Genomic DNA, 21,146 nt, shown 5'->3' with positions numbered 1-21,146 from the left:
ATGCTGGCATATAACCATCCCGCTTGGTTTTCGCCCTTTATAGACGGGGGTGAAACTAGCGCGTGCCATCAAAGTGAAAGTATTTGCCACTGAAAAAATATTTAGAAATCTTTCATCCGCGCCGAACCCGGCCAGGAACTTCTACCGCGCCGCATGGCTCATAGCACCCGTAACAAGTTTCAAGCGCCGCAGCGTGAGAGATGACTTACAGATGACAAAGTGCCGCTATCGCGCACAACCAACAAACTTCAAAGGCGGTACAGGAAGTGCCAAAAGCCATTATCCATGCAGGAGAGAAGCGCCCATAACATACGTCCTAGTGGTTGATTTCAAAGGATTTATCCACTTGAAAGAACAAGCACAGCAGTACGCATACGGCGAACTGCAATAAAGACGGCTGCATTTCAGGGCACGCCATTTTAATACTGGCCTTAGCTTGCCAACGTTGAGTGCATAACTTTCTGCGCTCCGGATTTATTCATGCCTGCGCACGGTGAAGTGTCAATTCGCCAGGGAGCCGTGCGCCCGAAAACTGCTGGTCAATCAACCCGGCTGGCTCTTTCGAAGAAGGGCTGGCGTGATAAACACACGAGGTGAATACGATGCGTATCAGCATCTTTGGTTTGGGTTATGTGGGTGCAGTCTGTGCCGGTTGCCTGTCGGCACGCGGCCATGAAGTAATTGGTGTGGACGTGTCCAGCACCAAGATCGACCTGATCAACCGGGGCAAGTCGCCCATCGTCGAGCCGGGCCTGGAAGCACTGCTGCAACAGGGCGTGGCCAATGGCCGCCTGCGTGGCACCACCGATTTCGCCGAAGCCATCCGTGCCAGCGACGTGTCGATGATCTGCGTCGGTACCCCGAGCAAGAAAAACGGCGACCTGGGCCTGGAGTACATCGAGTCGGTGTGCCGCGAAATCGGCTACGTACTGCGCGACACCAGCCGCCGCCACACCATCGTGGTGCGCAGCACCGTGCTGCCGGGCACCGTCAAGAACGTGGTGATCCCGATCCTCGAAGACTGCTCGGGCAAGAAGGCCGGCGTCGACTTCGGCGTCGCGGTCAACCCCGAGTTCCTGCGTGAAAGCACCGCGATCAAGGACTACGACCAGCCACCGATGACCGTCATCGGCGAACTGGACAGCGCCAGCGGCGACGTGCTGCAAGCACTGTACGAAGAACTCGACGCCCCGGTGATCCGCAAGCCGATCGAAGTGGCCGAGATGATCAAGTACACCTGCAACGTGTGGCACGCCACCAAGGTCACCTTCGCCAACGAGATCGGCAACATCGCCAAGGCCGTGGGCGTCGACGGCCGCGACGTGATGGACGTGGTCTGCCAGGACAAGGTGCTCAACCTGTCCCAGTACTACATGCGCCCGGGCTTCGCCTTCGGCGGCTCGTGCCTGCCCAAGGACGTGCGCGCCCTCACCTACCGCGCCGCAAGCCTGGATGTGAAGGCACCGCTGCTCGACTCGCTGATGCGCAGCAACGAATCCCAGGTACAGAACGCCTTCGACATCATCGAAAGCCACGACAAGCGCAAGGTCGCCCTGCTCGGCCTGAGCTTCAAGGCCGGTACCGACGACCTGCGCGAAAGCCCGCTGGTCGAACTGGCCGAGCGCCTGATCGGCAAGGGCTACCAGCTCGACATCTACGACCAGAACGTCGAGTACGCCCGAGTGCACGGCGCCAACAAGGACTACATCGAGTCGAAGATCCCCCACGTTTCCTCGCTGCTCAACGCCAACTTCGAGCAGGTGGTCAACGACGCCGAGATCATCGTCCTGGGCAACCGTGACGAGCAGTTCCGCGCCCTCGCCCAGCAAGCGCCGGAAGGCAAGCAAGTGATCGACCTGGTCGGGTTCATGAGCAAGCCAACCTGCACCACCAGCCGTACCGAAGGTATCTGCTGGTAACCCCGGCCGGGCGGCGCGTCCCTCCCCAGCGCGCCGCCCGTCCACCCCCGAATTCTCGACGGATGCCGAACATGCAAAGGTTCCAGACAGTGCTGTTGCAGTGCGCCGGCTGGCTGCTCTACATGAGCCTGCTCATGCTGATCGCCCTGGCCCTGCCCAGCGATATCTTCGATTCGCAGTCGAAGCACTTCATCTTCCTGGTCGGTGCTGTCGGCATCTGGCGCTACTCCATGGGCGCCACCCATTTCATCCGCGGCATGATCTTCCTGTACATCGTCTACCCCTACCTGCGCCGCAAGGTGCAGAAGCTGGGCTCCGCGGCCGACCCGTCGCACGTGTACCTGATGGTCACCAGCTTTCGCATCGACGCCCTGACCACCGCCCAGGTGTACAGCTCGGTGATCCGCGAGGCGATCGACTGCGGCTTCCCCACCACCGTGGTCTGCTCGCTGGTGGAAAAGTCCGACGAACTGCTGGTGAAGAGCCTGTGGGCCAAGTACAACCCGCCCGCCCACGTCGCCCTGGACATCGTGCGCATCGCCGGCACCGGCAAGCGCGACGGCCTGGCCTACGGTTTTCGCGCCATCTCGCGGATGCTGCCCGACGACCACGCCGTGGTGGCGGTGATCGACGGTGACACCGTGCTCGGCGAGGGCGTGGTCCGCAAGACCGTGCCCTGGTTCAAGCTCTACCCCAACGTCGGCGGCCTGACCACCAACGAATTCTGCGAAGTGCGCGGCGGCTACATCATGAGCGAGTGGCACAAGCTGCGCTTCGCCCAGCGCCACATCAACATGTGCTCGATGGCCCTCTCCAAGCGCGTGCTGACCATGACCGGGCGCATGTCGATGTTCCGCGCCAGCGTAGTGACCGACCCCGAGTTCATCGCCGATGTGGAAAGCGACTCGCTGATGCACTGGCGCCTGGGCCGCTTCAAGTTCCTCACCGGCGACGACAAGTCGAGCTGGTTCAGCCTGATGCGCCTGGGCTACGACACCTTCTACGTGCCGGACGCGGCGATCAACACGGTCGAGCACCCGCCGGAGAAGAGCTTCGTCAAGGCCAGCCGCAAGCTGATGTACCGCTGGTACGGCAACAACCTGCGGCAGAACTCCCGCGCCCTCGGCCTGGGCCTCAAGCGCCTGGGGCTGTTCACCAGCATCGTGCTGTTCGACCAGCGCGTGTCGATGTGGACCAGCCTGCTGGGCCTGACCGTGGCCGTGATCGCCAGCTTCAAGTTCGGCCTGCAGTTCCTGCTGGTGTACCTGCTGTGGATCGGCATCACCCGCCTGATCCTGACGATCATGCTGCTGTGCTCGGGCCACAGCGTCGGCCCCGCCTACCCGCTGATTCTCTATTACAACCAGATCGTCGGCGCGCTGATGAAGATCTACGTGTTCTTCCGCCTCGACAGGCAGTCCTGGACCCGCCAGCCCACTGCCCTCAAGCGCGACCTCGCCAGCTTTCAACAATGGTTCAACACCTGGTCCTCGCGGACCATGACCTTCTCGGCCGCGAGCATCTTCGTCGCCGTGCTGTTCATGGTCGTGTGAGCCCAACCCGGATCGGATAACAGGAACGAAATCGCCATGAATACCGCCGTGAACGTCAATGTCGTGCATGAGTCCGAAGCGCAGCGCCAGCACGCCCGGGTCCGCATCCCCGCCAAGCTGCGCTACCTGGACGGCAACCGCGAGCCGCACGATGTGAAGGTGGACGATCTTTCCGCCGGGGGCCTGTCCTTCCACGCCAAGAAACCCCTCGCCGAAGGCGAAGTGCTGCGCGGGCGTCTGCAGTTCGTGGTCGACAACCTGGGGCTGTCGATGGACGTCGAGCTGCTGGTGCGCACCAGCAGCCGCGACAGCGGCCGCACCGGCACCGAGTTCCAGAACCTGGAGCCGCGCGACATCGCCACCCTGCGCCACATCATCACCAGCCACCTGTCCGGTGAACTGATCAGCGTCGGCGACGTGCTCAGCACCCTGCAACGCGACAACTTCACCAAGGCGCGCAAGCAGAACAACACAGGCTCCGGCCTCTCGGCCTTCGGTCGCCTGCGGGCGGTCACCGTCACCGCCGGCGTATTCGTGGTCGGCCTGGTGGCCTTCGGTTTCGTCGCCAAGTCGCTGTACGGCCTGTACTTCGTCAGCCATGCCGAAGCCGGCGTGGTCGCGGTCCCCACCACCACCGTGACCATGCCCCGTGACGGCAGCGTGCAGAGCCTGGTCGAGAACGGCACCCCGGTGGCCAAGGGCGCACCGCTGGCGACCTTCAACACCAGCATGCTCGACCTGCTCAAGGGCCACCTGGACGACGCGCAGCTGGAGCCGGCCAAGGTCGAGGAACTGTTCGGCAAGCAGCTTTCCGGCACCCTCACCAGCCCGTGCGACTGCGTGGTGTCGCGCCAGCTGGTGGATGACGGCCAGTACGCCAGCAAAGGCCAGCCGGTGTTCGCGCTGATCCCGCGGACCAGCAACCCGATGGTCGAAGCGCGCTTCAGCTACCGCCAGTTCGACGAAGTGAAGCCGGGCACCCGAGTCAACTTCCAGATCGCCGGCGAAGACGAGGTGCGTAGCGGCCGCATCGTCGGCAGCACCAGCCTGGACACCGACAACCTGGCCTCGGATATCCGCGTGCAGATCAAGCCCGACGACGGCCTGCCGGCCGAACTTGCCGGCCGCCCGGCCGCAGTCAACAGCGACCGTGGCCCGTCGCTGAACTGGCTGATCGACAAGGCCGTGGCCCGCGGGCTGTAAGAGGATCATGCCGATGACCAGCAGACACCCCGATACCTGTGGGAGCCGGCTTGCCGGCGATCGAGTGCGCAGCACTCGCCCAACGGATGTAGCGCCTGCACTGGCCAATCGCCGGCAAGCCGGCTCCCACAGTGATTGCATCAGCCTCGGGCTATGCACCCTGGCCCTGGCCATCACCCTGGCCGGCTGCGCCGGCCTGCCCGACCAGCGCCTGGCCAACGAAGCGCTCAAGCGCGGCGACACCGCCACCGCCGAGCGCAACTACAAGGCCCTGGCCGACCTGGGCTACAGCGACGCGCAAGTGGGCCTGGCCGATATCCAGGTGGCCACCCGCGAACCGGCCAAGCTCAAGCAGGCCGAGGCCACTTACCGCGCGGCAGCCGCCACCTCGCCCCGCGCCCAGGCCCGCCTTGGCCGCCTGCTGGTGGCCAAGCCCGACAGCACCCAGGCCGAGCGCGAGGAGGCCGAGCGCCTGCTCAAACAGGCCGCGCTGCAAGGCGAAGGCAACACCCTGATCCCGCTGGCGATGCTCTACCTGCAGTACCCGCAGAGCTTCCCCAAGGTCAACGCCCAACAGCAGATCGACCAGTGGCGCGCCGCCGGCAACCCCGAGGCGGGCCTGGCCCAGGTCCTGCTGTACCGCACCCAGGGCAGCTACGACCAGCACCTGGGCGAGGTGGAAAAAATCTGCAAGGCCGCGCTGGCCACCACCGACATCTGCTACGTCGAACTGGCCACCGTCTACCAGAAACGCGCCCAGCCCGAACAACAGGCCGCCCTGCTCGAGCAGCTCAAGGCCGCCTACGCCCGTGGCACGGTGCCGGCCACCCGGGTCGACAGCGTCGCCCGCGTGCTGGCCGACCGCAGCCTCGGCCAGACCGACGAGAAGACCGCCAAGGCCCTGCTGGAGCAAGTCGCCCCGGCCAACCCGGCGTCCTGGGTAAGCCTGGCGCAGCTGCTCTACGACTTCCCCGAACTGGGCGACACCGACCAGTTGCTGGCCTACATCGACAAGGGCCGCGAAGCCGAACAGCCGCGCGCCGAGCTGCTGCTGGGCCGCCTCTACTACGAAGGCAAGACCGTGCCGGCCGATGCCGCCAAGGCCGAGCAGCACCTGCAGGCCGCCGCCGACGCCGGTGAAGTCAGCGCCGACTACTACCTCGGCCAGCTCTACCGCCGTGGCTACCTGGGCAGCGTGGCGCCGCAGAAAGCCGTCGACCACCTGCTCAGCGCTGCCCGTGGCGGGCAGAACAGCGCCGACTACGCCCTCGCCCAGCTGTTCAGCGAAGGCCATGGCATCCGCCCCGCGCCCACCAATGCCTGGGTGTTCGCCCAGCTGTCGCAGGCCAACCCCACGCCGCAGTCGAGCGAGCTGTTGCAGCAGCTCGACCAGCAGCTCACGTCCGAGCAGCGCAGCCAGGCCCAGCAACTGCTGGCACAGGAAAAACAGGCGCGCAGCAGCCTGTTCCAGGGCGCCAACAGCACCCTGGCCATCGAGGCCCTGCAAGACGACGAAACAGCCGTAGACGCCGAGGATTCGCTATGACGCTCAACCCCTTCGTGAAAGCCGGCATCGGCCTGAGTTTCGCCCTGTTGTGGTCGATGCCGACCCTGGCAGCCGAAACCGCACAGAAGAACTTCGGCCTGGATGTGAAGATCACCGGCCAGTCCGAGGACGACCGCGACCTGGGCACCCGCGCAGGCGGCGACGTCAACGGCCTCGGCCTCGACCTGCGCCCCTGGGTGTACGGCGAGCGTGGCAACTGGAGCGCCTTCGCCATGGGCCAGGCGGTCACCGCCACCGACATCATCGAAACCGACACCCTGCGCCAGAACGACGACGGCAGCACCACCGACAATGGCGACGACAGCCGCAAGCCGGACAAAAGCTACCTGGCCATGCGCGAGTTCTGGGTCGGCTACAGCGGCCTCACCGCCTACCCCGGCGAGCAACTGCGCCTGGGCCGCCAGCGCCTGCGCAGCGACGATGGCATGTGGCGCGACACCAACATCGAAGCACTGAACTGGACCTTCGACACCACCCTGCTCAAGGCCGACCTGGGCGTGGCCCAGCGCTTCAGCGAATACCGCACCGACCTCACCGAGCTGGCCCCGGAAGACAAGGACCGCACGCACATTTTCGGCAACGTCGCCACCCAGTGGACGCCCGGCCATTGGGTCGGCGTGCGCGCCCACCACACCCACGACAGCGGCAGCCTGAAGAGCCCCGGCGAAACCGTCGACGCCCTCGACAAGACCCGCACGGGCGATCTCACCTGGCTGGGCCTGGAAGCCAACAGCGACGCCTACAACTGGCGCAACGACCACACCGTCAACTACTGGGGCAGCCTCACCTGGCTGACCGGCGACCGCGACACCCTCAGCAGCCAGGCAGTGGGCAACGACCAGGTCGCCACCGGCAAGCAGAGCGGCGACGTCAATGCCTGGGCCACCGACCTTGGCATCCGCCTGCGCCTGGACCCCAACTGGCAGGTCGGCGCGGCCTACGCCCGAGGCAGCGGCGGCGGGGGCAGCGACGGCTCGAACAACTTCGAGCAGACCGGCCTTGAGAGCAACCGCTCCAACTTCACCGGCACCCGCTCGCGCGTGCACCGCTTCGGCGAGGCCTTCCGCGGCGAGCTGGGCAACCTGCAGGCGGCCACCCTGTTCACCTCCTGGCAGCTGCGCGACGACTACGACGCCAGCCTCATCTACCACAAGTTCTGGCGTGTCGACGGCAAGCAGAACATCGGCTCCAGCGGCATCAACGCAGTGGTCGACGACGGCGGCGTGAACCGCCCGCTGGTCAACGGCGAGAAAGACCTCGGCCAGGAAATGGACGTGGTCGTGACCAAGTACTTCAAGCAAGGCCTGCTGCCGGCCTCGCTCAGCCAGTCGATCGACGAGCCTTCAGCCCTGGTGCGCCTGCGCGCCGGTGTGTTCAAGCCAGGCGACGCCTATGGCAAGGAAGCCGACTCGTACATGCACCGCGCCTTCGTCGACGTGATCTGGCGCTTCTGAGGCCGGGAGAGGATTTGACATGAACCTGCACCCGAACCTTCGCCATAGCCTGCTGGCCAGCGCCCTGCTGCTGGCCGCAGGCCTGGCCCAGGCCGCCGAGCCGGAAATGGCCAAGGGGCTGCAACAGGCCAAGACCTACACCGTTGCCAGCGCGCCGATCGAGCCGCTGCTGATGGACCCGCCCAAGCTGCCCGACCTGTCCGGCTACACCGCCGCCGCCGTGCAGCAAAAGATCGACCGCGCGCACAAGGGCAAGGTCAGCGTGCGCCGCATGCTCCAGGAGGACACCCTCAAGGAGTTCATCGGCGGCGACAACAAAGGCGCCGAATGGGTGCGCCGCCAGCACGGCATCCCCCAGGCGATCTTCATCGACGACGGGCATGTCGACCTGGTGGAACTGAGCAAGAAGGTCCCCAACCAGTACCTGCGCGAAACCGCGCCGGGTGTCTACCTGGCGCGCCTGCCGATCGTGGTCGGGCGCAAGGGCGTGCTGGAGATCGACGGCAAGGTCAAGGAGCTGCGCCTGTCCGAAGAGGGCGGCGCGTTCATCGTCAACGACGGCAAGCTGTTCGTCAGCGACACCCAGGTGACCGGCTGGCGTGAACAGGCCAATGGCCCGGCAACCTTCCGCAAGCCCGATGAGTTCCGCCCGTTCCTGCTCAGCTGGGGCGGCACCGAGACCTACATCGTCAACAGCAAGATGGCCAGCTTCGGTTACGCCAAGTCCAAGTCATATGGTGTGAGCATCTCGCAGTACACGCCGAACATGGCCAAGCAGATGGGCCGCCCGGAACCCACCGGCTGGATCTTAGGCTCCGAGTTCAGCGACATGTGGTACGGCTTCTACTGCTACGAGACCAGCGACTTCGTGGTCAAGGACAGCACCTACCGCGACAACATCGTCTACGGCATCGACCCCCACGACCGCTCGCACCGCCTGATCATCGCCGGCAATACCGTGTACGGCACCAAGAAGAAACACGGGATCATCGTCTCCCGCGAGGTCAACGACAGCTGGATCATCAACAACAAGAGCTACGACAACAAGCTCTCGGGCGTGGTGATCGACCGTAACAGCGTCAACAACCTGATTGCCTACAACGAGATCTACCGCAACCACACTGACGGCATCACCTTGTACGAAAGCGGCGACAACCTGATCTGGGGCAACAAGCTGATCAACAACCGCCGCCACGGCATCCGCGTGCGCAACAGCGTGAACATCCGCCTGTACGAGAACGTCGCCATGGCCAATGGCCTGGTGGGCGTGTACGGGCACATCAAGGACCTCTCCGACACCGACCGCGACATCGCCCTCGACCCATTCGACACCAAGGTGTCGCTGATCGTGGTCGGCGGCGAGCTGGCGGCCAACGGCTCCGGCCCCTTGTCGATCGACTCGCCGCTGTCGGTGGAGCTGTACAAGGTGTCGATGCTGATGCCGCGCAAGGCCAACGGCATCAGCTTCAACGGTGTGCTGGGCGAGCGCCAGGACGAAATCCTCGACCTGCTGGTGCGCCAGCAGAAGGCCGTGCTGATCGACCCGGTCGAACGCCAGACCGAAATGATCGATTAAGGAAGCCCAGACCATGACCCCACACCTGATCAAACTGCTCGGCCTGTCCGCCGCCCTCCTGGCCATCAGCCAGGGCGTGCGCGCCGAGGACGTCAAGGCGCCGACCTTCAGCGCCGAACCCTGCTGCCAATTGTGCCCCGAGGCCCATGACGCCAGCCGCTACACCACGCGCTACCAACAGAACTTCACCACCCTGGTGCAAGCCCAGGGCGACTGGCTGTTCCGCACCCGTGAAGACCTGCGCACCGAATTCGACACCACCCCCGGCGGCTACAAGCGCCTGCAGCAGGTGCACGACGCGTTCAAGAAGCGCGGCGTCGAGCTGGTGGTGGTGTACCAGCCCACCCGTGGCCTGGTGAACCGCAACATGCTCAAGCCTGAAGAGAAGGCCGCGTTCAATTATCAGAAGGCCCTGCACAACTACCAGGCCATGCTCGCCCGCTTCGCCAAGATGGGCTACAACGTGCCCGACCTGTCGCCGCTGACCAACGAACAACTGGCCGCCGCCGACCAGGGCAAGGACTTCTACTTCCGTGGCGACCAGCACTGGACGCCCTACGGTGCCGAGCGCGCGGCAAAGATCGTGGCCGATACCGTGCACCACATGCCGGCCTTCGAAGGCATCCCGCGCAAAGAGTTCGAGACCAAAAAATCCGGGCGCATGGGCAAGACCGGCACCCTGCACAACGTCGCCGGCCAGCTCTGCGGCACCAGCTACGCGGTGCAGTACATGGACCAGTTCGCCACCGAGCCCAAGGGCGCCAGCGGCGGCGACGACCTGTTCGGCGACTCGGGCAACGCGCAGATCACCCTGGTGGGCACCAGCCACAGCGGCAAGAACTACAACTTCTCGGGCTTTCTGGAGCAGTACATCGGTGCCGACGTGCTCAACGTCGCCTTCCCCGGCGGTGGCCTGGAGGGCTCGATGATCCAGTACCTGGGCAGCGAAGAGTTCCAGAACAACCCACCGAAGATCCTGATCTGGGAGTTCTCCCCGCTGTACCGCCTGGACCAGGAAACCATCTGGCGGCAGATCCTCGGCCTGCTCGACGACGGCTGCGACGGCCGCCCTGCGCAGATGAGCGCCAGCGCCACCCTCAAGCCCGGCAAGAACGAGCTGATGGTCAACGGCAGGAATGGCGTGATCAAGGACCTGGTCAACCGCAACCACCAGCTCGACATCAAGTTCGAGGACAGCTCGGTGAAAGTGCTGCAGGCCACCCTGTGGTACCTCAATGGCCGCCACGAGGACATCAAGATCGAGAAGCCCTCGACCTCCGACACCGACGGCCGCTTCGTCTTCCAGATGCGCGAGGACGAAGACTGGGCCGGGCAGAACCTGCTGGCCCTGGAAGTCCAGGGGCCGGAAAGCGGCACCCAGAAAGTCGAAGCGAAACTGTGCAAACGCAACAACTTCGCCAGCCCTGCGCAACACACCGCGCAAGCTGGCCAGTGAGGCGACCATGACATCCATCAGCCACAAGACCGCTCCCGCCCTGCTCGCCCTCGCCCTGTTCGGCGGTGCGGCGCAGGCCGCGCTGGTACCGCCCCAGGGGTACTACGAGGGCATCGAAAAGCTCAAGACCGGCGACGGCAACTTCCGCTGCGAAGCGGCGCCCAGGCCCTACACCGGCTCGCTGCAGTTTCGCAGCAAGTACGAGGGTTCCGACAAGGCCCGGGCGACACTCAATGTCGTCTCGGAAAAAGCCTTCCGTGACTCGACCAAGGACATCACCACCCTTGAGAAGGGCGTGAGCAAGATGATCGGCCAGTACATGCGCGACGGCCGCCCGGCCCAGCTCGACTGCGCCCTGGACTGGCTCGGCAGCTGGGCCCGCGCCGACGCGCTGATGTCCACCGACTACAACCACACCGGCAAGTCCATGCGCAAATGGGCGCTGGGCAGCATGAGCGGTTCGTGGTTGCGCCTGAAATTCTCCAACTCGCAGCCGCTGGCCGCGCACCAGGCCGAAGCCGAAGCCATCGAAAAATGGCTGGGCCGCCTGGCCTCGCAAACCGTGCGCGACTGGAGCGACCTGCCGCTGGAGAAGATCAACAACCACAGCTACTGGGCGGCCTGGTCGGTGATGGCCACCGCCGTGGCCACCGACCGGCGCGACCTGTTCGACTGGGCCGTGAAGGAATACCGGGTCGGCGCCAACCAGGTCGATGCCCAGGGCTTTTTGCCCAACGAGCTCAAGCGCAAGCAGCGCGCCCTGGCCTACCACAACTACGCCCTGCCGCCGCTGGCGATGATCGCCAGCTTCGCCCAGGCCAATGGCGTGGATGTGCGCGGCGAGAACAACAACGCCCTGCGCCGCCTGGGCGAGAAGGTGCTGAACGGCTCGAAAGACCCCAGCGCGTTCAAGACCCGCAACGGCGAGAAGCAGGACATGGGCGACCTGAAGATCGACAGCAAGTACGCCTGGCTCGAACCCTGGTGCCAGCTGTACCGCTGCGACGCCCAGACCCTCAAGCGCAAGCACGGCATGCAGCCGTTCAACAGCTTCAGGCTGGGCGGTGATTTGACCCGGGTCTACGACCCGAGCGCAGAGCAAAAGAAATAGGAGATCCCTGTGGGAGCGGGTTTACCCGCGAACAAGGGCGAAGCCCTTGCCAGGCACCTCGGTGGCTGCTTCGCGGGTAAACCCGCTCCCACAGAGTAATAAGTTGCTCCCCGGTCCACGGCTGGGGGGTTTGGGGGGCGCTGTGCCCCAGGTGCTGTGCATAACTAGGAGAACCGGGATGGTCTTCTCGTCCAACGTGTTCCTGTTCCTGTTCCTGCCGGTCTTCCTCGGCTTGTACTACGTGAGCGGGAACCGCTATCGCAACCTGCTGCTGCTGGTTGCCAGCTACATCTTCTATGCCTGGTGGCGGGTGGACTTCCTCGCCCTGTTCGCCGGCGTGACCCTGTGGAACTACTGGATCGGCCTCAAGGTGGGCGCCGCTGGCGTACGCACCAAGCCCGCCCAGCGCTGGCTGCTGCTGGGCGTGGGCGTCGACCTGTGCATCCTCGGCTACTTCAAGTACGCCAACTTCGGGGTCGACAGCCTCAACGCGATCATGACCTCGATGGGCCTGGAGCCGTTCATCCTCACCCACGTGCTGCTGCCGATCGGCATCTCGTTCTACATCTTCGAGTCGATCAGCTACATCATCGACGTGTACCGCGGCGACACCCCGGCCACCCGCAACCTGATCGACTTCGCCGCGTTCGTGGCGATCTTCCCGCACCTGATCGCCGGCCCGGTGCTGCGCTTCAAGGACCTGGTCGACCAGTTCAACAACCGCACCCACACCCTGGACAAGTTCTCCGAAGGCTGCACCCGCTTCATGCAGGGCTTCATCAAGAAGGTGTTCATCGCCGACACCCTGGCGGTGGTCGCCGACCACTGCTTCGCCCTGCAGAACCCCACCACCGGCGATGCCTGGCTCGGTGCGCTGGCCTACACCGCGCAGCTGTACTTCGACTTCAGTGGCTACAGCGACATGGCCATCGGCCTGGGCCTGATGATGGGCTTCCGCTTCATGGAGAACTTCAAGCAGCCCTACATCAGCCAGTCGATCACCGAGTTCTGGCGGCGCTGGCACATTAGCCTGTCCACCTGGCTGCGCGACTACCTGTACATCACCCTGGGCGGCAACCGCAAAGGCACCTTCAACACCTACCGCAACCTGTTCCTGACCATGCTGCTGGGCGGGCTGTGGCACGGCGCCAACTTCACCTACATCATCTGGGGCGCCTGGCACGGCCTGTGGCTGGCCATCGAACGCGCACTGGGCCTGGACACCAACCCACAGCGCTTCAACCCGGTGAAATGGGCCTTCACTTTCCTGCTGGTGGTGGTCGGCTGGGTGATCTTCCGCGCCGAGAACCTGCACGTGGCCGGCCGCATGTACAGCGCCATGTTCAGCTTCGGCGACTGGCAGTTGTCGGAACTCAACCGCGCCAACCTCACCGGCCTGCAAGTCGCGACCCTGGTCGTGGCCTACCTGAGCCTGGCGTTCTTCGGCCTGCGCGACTTCTACCGCAATGCCGCGCCTGCCCCCAAGGCCACCCCGGTGCAGATCAACGCCGATGGCTCGGTCGGCCTGGACTGGACGCGGATCATGACCCGCGCCCTGGTGCTACTGCTGTTCGTCGCCTCGGTGCTCAAGCTCTCGGCGCAGAGCTACTCACCCTTCCTGTACTTCCAGTTCTGAGGCCCGACACATGAACCGGACACTTCGCATCACTTACTCGCTGTCGTTCATGGGCCTGTTGGTCGGGCTGGGCGCCTGGTCGGTCGGTGGCCTGGACAGCTTCACCCGCACCGGGCAGATGACCCTGCTCGACGGCAAGCTGGCCAAAGCCGCCGAAACCCACTACGACGAGCAGTTCCCGATCAAGCGCCTGGGCACCAACCTGTGGGCCGCGCTGGACTTCAAGCTGTTCAATGAAGGCCGCCCCGGCGTGGTGCTGGGCCGCGACCAATGGCTGTTCAGCGACGAAGAGTTCAAGCCCGCCGTCGACGCGCAACGGCAGATGCAGGACAACCTGGCGCTGGTGCGCGGCATCCGCGACACCTTGCAGCGCCAGGGCGTGCAACTGGTGCTGGCGATCGTCCCGGCCAAGGCCCGCCTGTATGCCGAGTACCTCGGCAAGGAGACCCCGGCCAGCCTGCACGATGACCTGTTCAACCAGTTCCACGCCCAGGTGCGCCAGGCCAATGTGTTCGCCCCCGACCTGCTGGCCCCGCTGGAGCAAGCCAAGGCCCGTGGCCAGGTGTTCCTGCGCACCGACACCCACTGGACGCCGCTGGGCGCCGAGGTGGTCGCGCAATCCCTGGCCGAAGCCGTCAACCGCCAGGGCCTGCTCAGCGGCGAACCCCAGGCGTACATCACCGAGGCCGGCGCCAGCGCGCCGTACAAAGGTGATTTGACCAATTTCCTGCCGCTGGACCCGCTGTTCAGCAACCTGCTGCCCACCCCGGACACCCTGCAGCAGCGCAAGACCCAACCGGTGCAGGCCGAAGGCCAAAGCGGCGACGACGCGCTGTTCGACGACAGCCAGATCCCGGTGGCGTTGGTGGGCACCAGCTACAGCGCCAACCCGCACTGGAACTTCCTCGGCGCACTGCAGCAAGCCCTGCGCAGCGACGTCGCCAACTACGCCGAAGACGGCCACGGCCCACTGCTGCCGATGCTCAAGTACCTGCAAAGCGACGCCTTCAAGAACGCCCCGCCACAGGTTGTGGTGTGGGAATTCCCCGAACGATATCTGCCAATGAAGAACGACCTCAGCGCCTTCGATCCGCAGTGGATCGCGCAGCTGAAGAACTCCCGCAAATCCGAAGAAAACCTGGCCCTGTCGTCCAACCGGACGGACCACTGAAGATAGAGAGGAACACGCACATGACCACCAAGACTTCCATTGCCAAAGCCCTCACCCTCGCTGCCGGCCTGAGCCTGGCCTCGATGCAGGCCTTCGCCGGTGCCGACGCCGCCCTGTACGGCCCGAGTGCGCCGAAAGGCTCGACCTTCGTGCGCCTGTACAACGCCACCAGCGCCCCTACTGCGGCAAGCGTGGGCAATACCCAGATCAAGCAGGTCGGCGCCCAGGCCAGCAGCGACTTCAGCTTCCTGCCCGGCGGTGACTACACCGCCCAGGTCGGCGGCAAGAACGTCCCGGTCAAGCTGGCCGCCGACAAGTACTACACCCTGGTCAACAACGCCAGCGGCAACCCGCAGCTGATCGAAGAGCCGCCGTTCAAGAACAAGCAGAAAGCCCTGGTCCGCGTGCAGAACCTCAGCGACCAGCAACTGACCCTGAAAACCGCCGACGGCAAGACCGAAGTGGTCAAGCCGGTGGCGGCCAAGGGCCGTGGCGAGCGCGAGATCAACCCGGTGAAGGTCAACCTCGCGCTGTATGCAGGCGACAAGAAAGTCGGCGACGTCAAACCCGTCGCCCTGGAGCGCGGCGAAGCGGCCGTGCTGTATGTCACCGGCTCCGGCAGCAGCCTGTCGCCGGTCTGGGTCACCCGCCCAGTGTCCACTAACTGATCCCTGCCTCTTAACGACCTTATTGGAGAAACAACATGATCCCGGTAATTCTTTCTGGTGGTAGCGGTTCGCGTCTGTGGCCTTTGTCGCGCAAGCAGTTCCCCAAGCAGTTCCTGGCCCTGACCGGCGAGCACACGCTGTTCCAGCAGACCATCCAGCGCCTGGTGTTCGACGGCATGGACACGCCCATCGTGGTCTGCAACAAGGACCATAAGTTCATCGTCCAGGAGCAGTTGGGCGCGCTGAAGCTGCAAACCCAGGCCATCCTCATGGAGCCCTTCGGCCGCAACACCGCACCGGCGGTGGCGATGACCGCCATGAAGCTGGTCAACGAAGGCCGTGACGAACTGATGCTGGTGCTCCCGGCCGACCACGTGATCGAGGACCAGAAGGCCCTGCAACGCGCCCTGGCCCTGGCCACCGTGGCCGCCGAGCGCGGCGAGATGGTGCTGTTCGGCGTGCCGGCGACCAAGCCCGAGACCGGCTACGGCTACATCCGCTCAAGCCAGGATGCGCTGCTGCCCGAAGGCGTGGCCCGGGTGGCGCAGTTCGTCGAAAAACCCGACGAGAAACGCGCCGCCGAGTTCGTCCGCGCCGGCGGCTACTTCTGGAACAGCGGCATGTTCCTGTTCCGCGCCAGCCGTTTCCTCGAAGAGCTGAAGAAACACGACCCGGACATCTACGACACCTGCCTGCTGGCCCTGGAGCGCAGTGACGAAGAGGCCGATGTGCTGAGCATCGACGAAGCCACCTTTGCCTGCTGCCCGGACAACTCCATCGACTACGCAGTGATGGAAAAGACCCAGCGCGCCTGCGTGGTGCCGCTATCGGCCGGCTGGAGCGACGTGGGCTGCTGGTCGTCGCTGTGGGACGTGCACGAAAAAGACGACAACGGCAACGTCACCAAGGGCGACGTGGTGGTGCAGGACAGCCACAACTGCATGATCCACGGCAACGGCAAGCTGGTGTCGGTGATCGGCCTTGAGAACATCGTGGTGGTGGAAACCAAGGACGCCATGATGATCGCCCACAAGGACAAGGTTCAGGGGGTCAAGCAACTGGTCAACACCCTCGATGCCCAGGGCCGCAGCGAGACCCAGAACCACCTCGAGGTGTACCGCCCGTGGGGCTCGTACGATTCGGTGGACATGGGCGGGCGCTTCCAGGTCAAGCACATCACCGTCAAGCCGGGCGCCGCGCTGTCGCTGCAGATGCACCACCACCGCGCCGAGCACTGGATCGTGGTGTCCGGCACCGCCGAGGTGACCTGTGACGAGAACGTGTTCCTGCTGACCGAGAACCAGTCCACGTACATTCCGATCGCCTCGGTGCACCGCCTGCGCAACCCAGGCAAGATCCCGCTGGAGATCATCGAAGTGCAGTCCGGGAGCTACCTGGGCGAGGATGATATCGAGCGCTTCGAGGATGTGTATGGGCGTACTTCCACGCCGGTGGAGCGTGGGGTATCGGTGAAGACCATCGCGCAGTAAGAGCGGCAAGCGGCAAGCGGCAAGAAAAAGCAGGGCTGCGTTGAGTCGACGATTTCCGATTCACCGCCGCTCCGCTCTTTCTTGCCGCTTGTAGCTTGCAGCTTGCCGCTTCAAGATGGTCAAACCCCCGCCACCAAGGCCTGCTCCACCATGATCATCGGCGCCCTGCTCGTCCTCACCTGGCTGGTCCTGCTGCTGCGCTACCCGGCCAAGGCCCTGCCGATTTCCCTGGCGGCCGTGTGCGGCCTGGGGCTGGTGGCACTGGGCGTCGCCTGGCAAGACAACCGCGAAGCGTCGCAACTGGCGCGCCTCGATCTGCGTCTGAGTTACGCCCCCGATCAATGCCCCGCCGACCGCGCCCTGCAGGTGCGCATGAAGAACGGCAACAACGTCCCCCTGTCAGAGCTGCGCTGGCGCGTGGGCGCCTATGCCCCGGGCGATACCGTGAACCTTGCCGAGAACACCTATGCAGCACCGCGCTATCGCGGCCCGGGCGAATTGCAGCCGGGCAGCGAGTGGAGCGACTGTCTGCCGTTGCCGCCGCTGCGTTCGGGGTATCGGCCGCAGACCCTGGAGTTTCGCGCCGAGCATCTGCAGGGTACATTCGCCAATTGATGCTTTGCCTGTACCGGCCTCTTCGCGGGTGAACCCGCTCCCACAGGTACCCCACAGTATTCAAGGCCTGTGCGATACCTGTGGGAGCGGGTTTACCCGCGAAGAGGCCAGAACAGCCAACACAAACCTCCCTTCATGAAAGGCCTCAAAGATGACCACCGTCCTCATCACCGGCTGTTCCAGCGGCATCGGCCGCGCCCTGGCCGACGCCTTCCGCGATGCCGGCCACGAAGTCTGGGCCACCGCCCGCAAGCTCGACGATGTCGACACCCTGCTCGCCGCCGGCTTCGCCGCACGGCAACTGGATGTGAATGACAGCGAGGCACTGACCCGCCTGGCCGACGAGCTGGAAGACCGCCACGGCGGCCTCGACATCCTCATCAACAACGCCGGCTACGGCGCCATGGGCCCACTGCTCGACGGCGGTGTCGAGGCCATGCGCCAACAGTTCGAAACCAACGTCTTCGCCCTGGTGGGCGTGACCCGTGCGCTGTTCCCGCTGCTGCGCCGTTCGCGTGGGCTGGTGGTGAACATCGGCAGTGTCTCGGGCGTGCTGGTCACGCCATTCGCCGGTGCCTACTGCGCCTCGAAGGCGGCGGTGCATGGGCTGACCGACGCGCTGCGCCTGGAGCTGGCGCCGTTCGGTATCCGGGTGATGGAAGTGCAGCCGGGGGCGATTGCCTCGCAGTTCGCCAGCAATGCCCAGCAACAGGCAGAACAGGTGCTGGCGAGCGATTCACCGTGGTGGCCGTTGCGTGAGCAGGTGCAGGCCCGGGCGCGGGCTTCGCAGGATCGACCGACTTCGGCGGCGGTGTTTGCCCAGCGCTTGCTGGCCGCTACGCGCAAGTCGCCAGTGCCGGCGCTGGTGCGTATCGGCAATGGCAGCACGGCGTTGCCGTTGATGGCGCGGGTGCTGCCGCAGAGGCTGCTGGATTGGGTGCTGCGCAAGCGGTTCGGATTGTTGCGACCGCTCTGACGTCATCGCGGGGCAAGCCGCCCCTCATCGAACTGTGGGAGCGGCTTTAGCCGCGAACACCGGCAGAGCCGGTGCCATCCACCGCGCCGCCTGCTTCGCGGCTAAAGCCGCTCCCACAGGGTATGTGGCGCGCTGGCGAACACAGTTCCTGGTCGAACGCCTGCCAGCCGCCACCCAGGGCCTTGTACAACCCCACCAGCGCCTGCGACACCGCCGCCGAGCTGTCGATCCACTGCTCTTCGCTGGCCAGCAGCGCACCCTGCACGGTCAGCACATTGAGAAAGTCCACCGCCCCTTCCACGTACTGGCGCTGCGCAGTCTCCAAAGCGATGCGGTTCTGCCGCACCGCCTCGGCCAAGTGGTCGCGGCGCAGTTGGCTGGCGTTGTACAGGCGCAGCACGTCGTCGATCTCATGCCAGGCGCCCAGCACCACCTTGCGGTAGTTCAGCGCCGCTTCCTGTTGCTGGGCTTCGCGCAGCTCCAGCGTGCCCTTGAGCCGCCCACCCTCGAAAATCGGCAGCGACAGCTGCGGCCCAAAGGCAAAACGGCGTGAATCCCAGGCGCCGAAATCGGACAACTGCATGGCCTGGAAACCGACACTGCCCGACAGGCGAATGCTCGGGTAGAAGTCGGCCTTGGCCACGCCGATGCTGGCGGTGGCCGCATGCAGGCGAGCTTCGGCCTGGCGGATGTCCGGGCGGCGCTCGGCCAGTTCGGACGGCAAGCCGATGGCAAACTTCTGCTGCGGCGTGGGCAGTTCGCCGCCCTGCAGCAACTCGGCCTGCAAGCTGCGCGGCGGTTCGGCGGCGAGCAGGCTGAGGGCGTTGATCAGGTCGTCGCGGCGGGCTTCCAGGCTGGGCAGGCGCGACTCGATCGACGCCACCTGAGCGCTGGCCTGGGCCACATCAAGGCGCGTGGCAACACCCTCGGCCTGGCGGTCTTCGGACAGTTTCAGGCTGTGACGGGCAACCTTGAGGTTGTCCTGGGTCACCTCAAGGGTGTGCTGCACGGCGCGCAGTTGGATGTAGTTGCCGGCGGTTTCCGACAGCAAGGCCAGCAGCACCCCACGGCGGTCGTTCTCAGCCACTTCGACACTGGCATCGGCCGCCTCGACCTGGCGCCGCACACGGCCCCACAGGTCCAGCTCCCAGCCGGCGACCAGGTCGCCCTGCCAGAGGTTGAAGGCCGATTTGCCCGCCTTGCCCGACGGATCGCTCAAACCTTCGGCGCTGTTGCGCGCACGGCTGTAGCCGGCATTCACGTCCACCGAAGGCATTTCGTCGGCGGCCACGGTGCTGCGCAGGGCGCGGCTTTGCAGCAGGCGCGCGCTGGCCATCTGCAGGTCGAGGTTGCGCTCGGCGACCTTCTGGATCAGCGCACTCAACTGCGCATCATGGAAACTGTCCCACCAACGCAGCTCCAACGGCTCAGCCACTGGTTGGCTGGCCGCAGCCTCGCCTTGCAGGGCGGCCCACTCCTTTGGCGCTTCGCTGCTCGGGCGCTGGAAATCCGGGCCCAGGGTGCAGCCGGCCAGCAGCATGGCTAGCAGCACGGGGGCCGCTGCGCGCCCCTTTCGCGGCACAAGGCCGCTCCTACAGGCGACCGCGATCCCTTGTAGGAGCGGCCTTGCGCCGCGAAAGGGCTGCGCAGCAGCCCCATCGGCCGCGAAAAATTCAACCTGCCCACTCATCGCGCAGTCACCTCTTTGCCGTCGAGCCGGTCCCCCTGGGTATAGATGGTCGCCTCCACCGACATGCCCACCCGCAGGCGTGCAAGCAGCGGCTGGCCGTCATCGAAGACGATCTTCACCGGGATGCGCTGCACCACCTTGGTGAAGTTGCCGGTGGCGTTGTCCGGCTTGACCGCCGCGAAGGTCACCCCAGTGGCCGGGGCGATGCTTTCGACATGACCGTGCAGCTTTTCACCGGAGAAGGTATCGACGCTGATGCTCACCGGCTGGCCCGGCTGCACGTGGGTCAGCTGGGTTTCCTGGAAATTGCCGACGACATAGGCGCGCTCCAACGGCACCACCGAGAGCAACCGCGCCCCCGGATTCACGTAGGCCCCCACGCGCAGGGCGCGCTCGCCGACCATGCCGTCCACCGGCGCGGTGATACGGGTGTAGGACAGGTCCAGCTGGGCTTTCTCCAGCCCCGCTTCGGCACGCTTGAGCTGGCCATCGGCGCTGGCCACCTGGGCGCTGAGGATGTCCACCTGCTTGCGCGTGGCCACCAGCGCCGCTTGTACGTTGGCCAGCCGTGCCCGGGCCTGATCGACCCGGCTGCGCGCCTGCTGAGCATTCTGCACGGTGCCAGCGCCCTGCTCGGCCAGGCGGCTGTAGCGGGTGACTTCGTGGTCGGCGAAGGCGGCTTCGGCCTGGGCCGCTTTCACCGCCGCCTCGGCCTGGGCAATCACGGCAGCCTGACGTTCCAGGGTGGCGCGGGCATCCAGGCTCTGGGCCTTGGCCACCAGCAATTGGGCCTGGGCAGCATCGAGGGCGGCCTGGTAGTCACGCGGGTCGATGGTCGCCAATAACTGGCCGGCGGTGACTTGCTGGTTGTCCTCTACCAGCACCTCCTTGATGAAGCCCGCCACCTTGGGCGCGACCACGGTGTAGTCGGCGGTGATGTAGGCATCGTTGGTGCTCTGGCGGTGGTCGCTGCCAAACATCCAGGGGCCGACGATGCCAGCCAGCACGGCCACGGCCAGCACCGAGCCAATGAACAGGGTTTTGCGATTGTTGGTCATTTC

Annotated in this window: 15 protein-coding genes and 1 pseudogene; 14 read left to right on the top strand and 2 right to left on the bottom strand. The window is 65.2% G+C overall.

What is annotated here, in order from left to right; genetic code table 11:
- The first annotated feature begins 602 nt into the window (after positions 1-602).
- The 14 genes from EJA05_RS04800 (at position 603) to EJA05_RS04735 (ending at position 18,395) form a co-directional block, all read left to right on the top strand.
- Positions 603-1,919 (top strand): nucleotide sugar dehydrogenase, encoded by a 1,317-nt coding sequence (locus tag EJA05_RS04800; protein WP_125462674.1) that lies wholly within the window; start codon positions 603-605, stop codon positions 1,917-1,919.
- 71 nt (positions 1,920-1,990) lie between these two features.
- Positions 1,991-3,472, top strand: a complete 1,482-nt coding sequence (gene alg8, locus EJA05_RS04795; RefSeq protein WP_125462673.1) for a mannuronan synthase — start codon at positions 1,991-1,993, stop codon at positions 3,470-3,472.
- A 36-nt stretch (positions 3,473-3,508) separates the two neighbouring features.
- Positions 3,509-4,675 (top strand): alginate biosynthesis protein Alg44, encoded by a 1,167-nt coding sequence (locus tag EJA05_RS04790; RefSeq protein ID WP_125857514.1) that lies wholly within the window; start codon positions 3,509-3,511, stop codon positions 4,673-4,675.
- A 7-nt stretch (positions 4,676-4,682) separates the two neighbouring features.
- Complete coding sequence (algK, locus tag EJA05_RS04785; RefSeq protein ID WP_407692091.1) at positions 4,683-6,221, top strand: alginate biosynthesis TPR repeat lipoprotein AlgK; 1,539 nt, start codon at positions 4,683-4,685, stop codon at positions 6,219-6,221.
- Positions 6,218-7,696: an alginate export family protein gene (locus tag EJA05_RS04780; RefSeq protein ID WP_125857513.1), complete on the top strand. Its 1,479-nt coding sequence runs from the start codon at positions 6,218-6,220 to the stop codon at positions 7,694-7,696. The genes algK and EJA05_RS04780 overlap by 4 nt, the downstream gene beginning before the upstream one ends.
- Positions 7,697-7,715: 19 nt before the next feature.
- Positions 7,716-9,272, top strand: coding sequence for a mannuronan 5-epimerase AlgG (algG, locus tag EJA05_RS04775; RefSeq protein WP_125857512.1), 1,557 nt, complete (start codon positions 7,716-7,718; stop codon positions 9,270-9,272).
- A 13-nt stretch (positions 9,273-9,285) separates the two neighbouring features.
- A complete protein-coding gene (locus tag EJA05_RS04770; protein ID WP_125857511.1) occupies positions 9,286-10,728 on the top strand; it encodes an alginate O-acetyltransferase in 1,443 nt (480 codons plus the stop codon).
- Between the two features lie 7 nt (positions 10,729-10,735).
- On the top strand, positions 10,736-11,839 hold the full coding sequence (locus EJA05_RS04765) for a mannuronate-specific alginate lyase (RefSeq protein WP_125857510.1): 1,104 nt from the start codon (positions 10,736-10,738) through the stop codon (positions 11,837-11,839).
- Positions 11,840-12,017: 178 nt separating this feature from the next.
- Positions 12,018-13,475 carry an MBOAT family O-acyltransferase gene (locus tag EJA05_RS04760; protein WP_125857509.1) on the top strand — a complete coding sequence of 486 codons (1,458 nt, stop codon included), beginning with the start codon at positions 12,018-12,020 and terminating at the stop codon, positions 13,473-13,475.
- Between the two features lie 10 nt (positions 13,476-13,485).
- Positions 13,486-14,646, top strand: coding sequence for an alginate O-acetyltransferase (locus EJA05_RS04755; protein ID WP_125857508.1), 1,161 nt, complete (start codon positions 13,486-13,488; stop codon positions 14,644-14,646).
- Positions 14,647-14,666: 20 nt separating this feature from the next.
- Positions 14,667-15,314, top strand: a complete 648-nt coding sequence (locus EJA05_RS04750; protein WP_125857507.1) for an alginate O-acetyltransferase AlgF — start codon at positions 14,667-14,669, stop codon at positions 15,312-15,314.
- A 35-nt stretch (positions 15,315-15,349) separates the two neighbouring features.
- Positions 15,350-16,804 carry a mannose-1-phosphate guanylyltransferase/mannose-6-phosphate isomerase gene (locus tag EJA05_RS04745; RefSeq protein WP_125857506.1) on the top strand — a complete coding sequence of 485 codons (1,455 nt, stop codon included), beginning with the start codon at positions 15,350-15,352 and terminating at the stop codon, positions 16,802-16,804.
- Positions 16,805-16,954: 150 nt separating this feature from the next.
- The gene (locus EJA05_RS04740) at positions 16,955-17,419 is read left to right on the top strand and encodes a multidrug transporter (RefSeq protein WP_125857505.1); all 465 of its coding nucleotides are present in this window, start codon (positions 16,955-16,957) and stop codon (positions 17,417-17,419) included.
- Positions 17,420-17,570: 151 nt separating this feature from the next.
- The gene (locus tag EJA05_RS04735; RefSeq protein ID WP_125857504.1) at positions 17,571-18,395 is read left to right on the top strand and encodes an SDR family oxidoreductase; all 825 of its coding nucleotides are present in this window, start codon (positions 17,571-17,573) and stop codon (positions 18,393-18,395) included.
- A 145-nt stretch (positions 18,396-18,540) separates the two neighbouring features.
- Here EJA05_RS04735 and EJA05_RS04730 read toward each other — a convergent pair.
- Together EJA05_RS04730 and EJA05_RS04725 are read right to left on the bottom strand one after the other, a co-directional pair.
- Positions 18,541-19,935: pseudogene (locus tag EJA05_RS04730) on the bottom strand (efflux transporter outer membrane subunit); the annotation flags it as partial.
- A 146-nt stretch (positions 19,936-20,081) separates the two neighbouring features.
- On the bottom strand, positions 20,082-21,143 hold the full coding sequence (locus tag EJA05_RS04725; protein WP_125857503.1) for an HlyD family secretion protein: 1,062 nt from the start codon (positions 21,141-21,143) through the stop codon (positions 20,082-20,084).
- Positions 21,144-21,146: the final 3 nt, after the last annotated feature.

The sequence above is a fragment of the Pseudomonas oryziphila genome, assembly GCF_003940825.1.
GTDB lineage: Bacteria > Pseudomonadota > Gammaproteobacteria > Pseudomonadales > Pseudomonadaceae > Aquipseudomonas > Aquipseudomonas sichuanensis.
The sequence above is the reverse complement of the archived record's forward strand: the minus strand, read 5'-3'. Positions and strand labels throughout refer to the sequence as shown.